5 protein-coding genes and 1 pseudogene are annotated in these 4498 nt (G+C 65.9%); 2 read left to right on the top strand and 4 right to left on the bottom strand.

The features are described 5' to 3' along the window. Together DBR22_RS24775 and DBR22_RS18525 are read left to right on the top strand one after the other, a co-directional pair. Positions 1-247: pseudogene (locus DBR22_RS24775) on the top strand (UDP-N-acetylmuramate dehydrogenase); the annotation flags it as partial. 75 nt (positions 248-322) lie between these two features. Next, on the top strand, positions 323-1420 hold the full coding sequence (locus DBR22_RS18525) for a winged helix DNA-binding domain-containing protein (protein ID WP_108600218.1): 1098 nt from the start codon (positions 323-325) through the stop codon (positions 1418-1420). A gap of 117 nt (positions 1421-1537) precedes the next feature. Here the strand turns inward: DBR22_RS18525 and asd are convergent, their stop codons facing one another. From asd to DBR22_RS18505, 4 genes are all read right to left on the bottom strand, one after another. Next, positions 1538-2668, bottom strand: a complete 1131-nt coding sequence (gene asd, locus DBR22_RS18520; protein ID WP_108600217.1) for an aspartate-semialdehyde dehydrogenase — start codon at positions 2666-2668, stop codon at positions 1538-1540. 137 nt (positions 2669-2805) lie between these two features. Further along, complete coding sequence (locus DBR22_RS18515) at positions 2806-3024, bottom strand: NF038396 family protein (protein WP_108600216.1); 219 nt, start codon at positions 3022-3024, stop codon at positions 2806-2808. 1 nt (position 3025) lies between these two features. Beyond that, on the bottom strand, positions 3026-3610 hold the full coding sequence (locus DBR22_RS18510; RefSeq protein ID WP_108600215.1) for a dihydrofolate reductase: 585 nt from the start codon (positions 3608-3610) through the stop codon (positions 3026-3028). Next, the gene (locus DBR22_RS18505; RefSeq protein ID WP_108600214.1) at positions 3607-4410 is read right to left on the bottom strand and encodes a thymidylate synthase; all 804 of its coding nucleotides are present in this window, start codon (positions 4408-4410) and stop codon (positions 3607-3609) included. The genes DBR22_RS18510 and DBR22_RS18505 overlap by 4 nt, the downstream gene beginning before the upstream one ends. Between the last annotated feature and the right edge of the window lie 88 nt (positions 4411-4498).

Below are 4498 nucleotides of genomic sequence, written 5' to 3'. Positions count from 1 at the left end.
GGTGAAGCTGTCCGCCGCGTGGCTCATCGATCAGGCAGGATTCGGCAAGGGCTACGGGCTCGAGGATGCCAGCGCGTCCGGCGGGCGGGCTTCCCTGTCCACCAAACATTCCCTGGCCATCACCAACCGGGGCTCAGCCAGCGCCAAGGACATCCTGGCGATCGCACGCGAGGTGCGGGCCGGCGTCGTCGAACGCTTTGGCATTGAGCTGCACCCGGAACCGCTGCTGATCGGCCTGACGCTCTAACGACGACGACCGACGGCGGCCAGCGGCGGACCATGGCGGGCTGAGGGCAGGTTTCTGGTGGAGGGAGTGGGGGGCATGGCGCCGAAGCGCATCAACCGGAAGATCATGGGCCGGCTGCGTCTCGCCTCCCAGGGGCTGTTGGGCCCCGGGCTGGGTTCTGTCCCGGAGGCTGTCGGCTGGATGACGGCCTCGCAGGCGCAGGACCTGCAGGCGGCACTGTGGGCGGTGGGTCTGCGGGTTCCGGGGTCTGGCCTGGGTGATGTCAGGTCCGCGCTGGACAGCGGCAGCGTGGTCCGTTCCTGGCCGATGCGCGGCACGCTGCACCTGGTGGCACCCGAGGATCTGCGGTGGATGCTGGGCCTCACCGCCGAGCGCCTCACCCGCAGCATTGCCGGCAGGCACCGCGAGCTGGACATCGCGTGGACGGACGTTGAAAAGTGCCGCGACGCCGCCCTGGAGCAGCTGGCGGGCGGCGGTGCTTTGAGCAGGGCGGAACTCTTCGCCGTCTTTGAGGCGGCTGGCCAGCCCACCACCGGCCAGCGCGGGATCCATATCCTGGGAACCTTGTGCCGGCACGCCTGGCTGGTGCCAGGCCCCTTATCCGGAAACCAGCAGCTGATGGTGGCATTCGACGACTGGATCCCGGAATCGCGCGGGCTTGAGCGGCAGGCAGCGATTGCCGAATTCACACTGCGCTACTTCCGCAGCCACGGCCCTGCCACCCTGCGCGACTTCGCCTGGTGGACGCAGCTTCCGCTGACCGAAGTACGGGCCGCGTTTGAACAGATCAGGGGCCAGCTGGTGGAGCTGGAGTTCGACGGTTCCAGCTATTGGGTGTCGCCCGAGACCGCAGCCCTGCTCGACGACGGCGTGCCGGGCCAGCGCTCGGTCCAGCTGCTCCCGGGCTTCGATGAGTTCCTGCTCGGCTACCAGGACCGGAGCCTGGTCCTGGCGCCGGAGCACGCCCACCGGATCGTGCCCGGCGGCAATGGTGTGTTCAAGAAAACCGTGGTGGCCGGGGGAGAGGTGATCGGCACGTGGGGCCGCGCGGGCACCAGCCGGAGCGCCGCCGTCGTGCCCGAACTCTTCGACGACACCAGGCCCCTCGGACCCGGCGCGCAGGCTGCCTTCACCAAAGCCGCCGACCGCTACCTCACGTTCCTCACCACCTGACAAAAAGCAACGCGGGGTCACTTAATGCCCTCCCGCGGGTGCGGATCGGGCGGTAAGTGACCCCGCGTTGCTGGTCCCCGGGGGGATGGGGGAGTGGAGCTGTGTTGCCGGCGGGAGTTACAGGTTCCCGGTGGCGACGTTGAGCATGCGGCGCAGCGGCTCGGCTGCACCCCAGAGGAGCTGGTCGCCCACGGTGAAGGCGCTGATGTACTCCGGGCCCATTTCCATCTTGCGGATACGGCCCACCGGGATGTCCAGCGTGCCGGACGCGGCCACGGGGGTCAGCCCGGCCATGGAGGCTTCCTTGGTGTTCGGAATGACCTTGGCCCACTCGTTGTCATCAGCGAGCAGCGTCTCGATCTCGGCTACGGAGAGGTCCTCGCGGAGCTTCAACGTCAACGCCTGCGAATGGGAGCGCATGGCGCCGATCCGGATGCAGAGCCCGTCCATGATGACGTGGTTCTCGTCGGAGGTGCCCAGGATCTTGTTGGTCTCAACCCCGGCCTTCCACTCTTCCTTGGACTGTCCATTGTCCAGGTCCGCGTCGATCCAAGGGATCAGCGAGCCGGCCAGGGGCACGCCGAACTGGGTGGCGTCGATGCTGGTGCGCTGGTGGGCAAGGACCTTGCGGTCGATTTCAAGGATGGCCGACGCCGGGTCGTCCAGTTCCGAGCTGACCTCTGCGTTGAGCGTGCCGAACTGGCTGAGCAGTTCGCGCATGTGCCGTGCACCGCCGCCGGAGGCCGCCTGGTAGGTCATGGAGGTGCCCCACTCGACGAGGCCGTTCTTGAACAGCCCGCCCAGGCCCATCAGCATGCAGGACACGGTGCAGTTGCCGCCGATGAAGTCCTTGGTGCCGTTGACCAGGCCCTTGTCGATGACATCGCGGTTGATCGGGTCCAGCACGATGATTGAGTCGTCATTCATGCGCAGCGTGGAGGCGGCATCGATCCAGAGGCCGTCCCAGCCGCGGCCACGCAGCTCGGCGTGGACGCGCTTGGTGTAGTCCCCGCCCTGGGCGGTGACAATAATGGGCAGCTTCGCCAGGGTGTCGACGTCGAACGCGTCCTCGAGCGTGCCGGCACCTTCGGCAAACGACGGCGCGGCACCTCCAGCGTTGGAGGTGGAGAAAAATACCGGGTTGATGTTGGCGAAGTCGCCCTCATCCTGCATGCGCTGCATCAGGACGGAGCCGACCATGCCGCGCCATCCGACCAGGCCGACGGAGGGGGTAGCTGCTGTAGTCATTCGTACAGTTTAGACTTCGGAACCGGCAGGACGCAGTCGGTTACGTCACGCCGCCGGCCGGGTTGGGTACCTGCGTAAGAAGGCGGCCCGCGCAACAGCCGCGACGGGGCACCGTCCCCCATCGTCAGCCGGCGTGGCTAACCGCGGTCGGACTCCTCCAGCACGGCAGCTTTGCGCGCGCGTAACGCGAAGAACGCACCGAAGGCGAAGACCTGCGTCACCACCACCAGCACGATGGCGCCGGCGATTTTGTTGCCGCCCAGGATCATGGTCAGTCCGACGATCGCGGACAGGAGCGCCAGCAGGGGCAGCAGCATGTAGCCCAGGACGAACAGTGTTTCCGGTTTTTTCAGCATCTCAGCCCTGCGTCCTGACCCATTTGGTAAACCTGTAGCGTGTTCCGTTGGCTGCCGTCAGCCAGCCGTCCGGCGGTACCGAGGAGGCCGCCTCCCAGGTTTCATCGAGCTCCGGCGCGTAGGTGTCGCCGTCGGCTTCCACGTCAATGGTGGTCACCACTGCGACGTTGGCGAGATCGGTGGACTGGCGGAAGACTTCGCCGCCGCCCAGGATCCAGACCGTCTCGCCGCCGTCGACGAACTGGGACTCCAGGAGTGCGTCATCCAGGGAGGGGACCACGACGGCGCCCTCCGCCTCAGGCGTCCCACCCCAGTTTTTCTGCCGGGTGATGACGATGTTGGTCCGGTCGGGGAGGGGCCGGTACTTGGCGGGAAAGGACAGCCAGGTCTTCCGGCCCATGATGACGGGGTGCCCCTTGGTGAGCCGGCTGAAGTGTGCAAGGTCCTCCGGCAGGTTCCACGGCATGGCGCCGTCCTTGCCGATCACGCCGCCTGAGGTCTGGGCCCACACGAGGCCGACGCCGGCCGCTGACGCGGCGATCTCCGCTGTAAAGGCCTGGGGGTCTGCGGTGTTCTCGGTGCTCATACGGCGATCGGAGCCTTAATCGTGGGGTGGTGACGGTAGTTCAGCACTTCGAAGTCTTCGAGGGTGTAGTCGAAGATCGACTCCGGCTTCCGGGTGATCCTCAGCTGCGGGTAGTCGTACGGTTCACGGTCCAGCTGCTTGAGGACCTGGTCCATGTGGTTTTCGTAGATATGGACATCTCCGCCGGTCCAGACGAATTCGCCCGGTTCCAGGCCGACCTGCTGGGCGATCATGCACGTGAGCAGCGCATAGGACGCGATGTTGAACGGCACACCGAGGAACATGTCTGCTGAACGCTGGTACAGCTGGCAGGAGAGCTTGCCGTCTGCCACGTAGAACTGGAAGAACGCATGGCAGGGGGGAAGTGCCATGTCCTGGAGTTCAGAGACGTTCCACGCGGACACAATATGCCGGCGGGAGTCAGGGTTGGACTTCAGGTTCTCCACCAGTTCGGCGATCTGGTCGATGTGGCCGCCGTCAGGCGTGGGCCAGTTGCGCCACTGGACGCCATACACGGGCCCGAGTTCACCGTCCACGTCAGCCCATTCGTTCCAGATGGTGACGCCCTGGTCCTGCATCCACTTCACATTGGAATCGCCGCGGAGGAACCAGAGCAGCTCCACCGCGACGGACTTGAAGTGAACGCGCTTGGTGGTGATCAGCGGGAAGCCCGTGGCCAGGTCGAAGCGGATCTGACGGCCGAAAACGCTGGTGGTGCCGGTGCCCGTGCGGTCTGATTTGTGCGTCCCATGGGCCAGAACGTCGCGGAGAAGGTCTTCATAAGGCGTCGGTATGCTCACGCCTCAAGTCTACCGGCGAGGACACGGAACCCTCGGAAGGCCCTAGTCATCAAACGGTTTGAACTGCTCCACCGCCACGATCCGGTTC

Origin of the sequence: Arthrobacter sp. HMWF013, from assembly GCF_003061105.1 — a bacterium.
Lineage (GTDB): Bacteria > Actinomycetota > Actinomycetes > Actinomycetales > Micrococcaceae > Arthrobacter.
Note: the sequence above shows the minus strand (reverse complement) of the source record. Positions and strands in the feature narration are given on the sequence as shown.

Excerpts from the sequence above, each read along its gene's own strand:
- asd (WP_108600217.1), bottom strand. The coding sequence starts at position 2,668 with ATGACTACAGCAGCTACCCCCTCCGTCGGCCTGGTCGGATGGCGCGGC.
- DBR22_RS18515 (WP_108600216.1), bottom strand. The coding sequence starts at position 3,024 with ATGCTGAAAAAACCGGAAACACTGTTCGTCCTGGGCTACATGCTGCTG.
- DBR22_RS18525 (WP_108600218.1), top strand. The coding sequence starts at position 323 with ATGGCGCCGAAGCGCATCAACCGGAAGATCATGGGCCGGCTGCGTCTC.
- DBR22_RS18510 (WP_108600215.1), bottom strand. The coding sequence starts at position 3,610 with ATGAGCACCGAGAACACCGCAGACCCCCAGGCCTTTACAGCGGAGATC.